The organism is Providencia rustigianii DSM 4541, assembly GCF_000156395.1.
Classification (GTDB): domain Bacteria; phylum Pseudomonadota; class Gammaproteobacteria; order Enterobacterales; family Enterobacteriaceae; genus Providencia; species Providencia rustigianii.
Genome location: NZ_GG703827.1, coordinates 4,796 through 5,487 on the forward strand (window position 1 = coordinate 4,796; position 692 = coordinate 5,487).

Sequence of the window (692 nt, forward strand, 5' to 3'; positions counted from 1 at the left end):
GATTATTTGGAATGTGTGCAGATTGATAATTATTATGAGCCACCGATTAGCTTTCATGGGCTGGCTCGGACGTTCCGTGCTGCCCCTCACCATAGTAGTGCCATCTATGTAAAACGTAATATTCTCACAAGCACATTCATTCCTAATAAATACCTCAGCCGCCAAACCTTTGATAGCTGGGGATTGGATTTTTTACTTTTTGGCAATGGCTATTTAGAGTTACGAGAAAACCGACTCGGGCAAGCGTTAACATTTAAACACTCCCCCGCTAAGTTCACACGCCGAGGCGCAGACTTAGAAACTTACTGGTTTGTACAGCATGGGTATGATACTAAGCCTTATGAGTTTGAAACCGGCAAAGTGCATCACTTAATTGAGCCTGATATTAACCAAGAAATTTACGGGCTGCCTGAATACTTAGCCGCTATTCCATCTGTGTTACTCAATGAAGCATCAACGCTGTTTCGCCGTAAGTATTACCTGAATGGTTCACACGCAGGATATATCTTGTATATCAGTGATGCAGCACAGAAAACCGATGATGTTGATAAAATTCGTGAAGCCCTAAAAAGCAGTAAAGGACCAGGGAATTTCCGTAATTTATTTTTGTATGCACCGGGGGGAAAGAAAGACGGTATTCAAACTATCCCTTTGTCGGAGGCGGCAGCAAAAGATGAGTTTCTGAATATCAA

At 42.3% G+C, this 692-nt stretch carries 1 protein-coding gene; it reads left to right on the plus strand.

The features are described 5' to 3' along the window. Positions 1-692: phage portal protein (locus PROVRUST_RS18505; protein ID WP_006816448.1), on the plus strand; the 692-nt coding region annotated here is incomplete at both ends.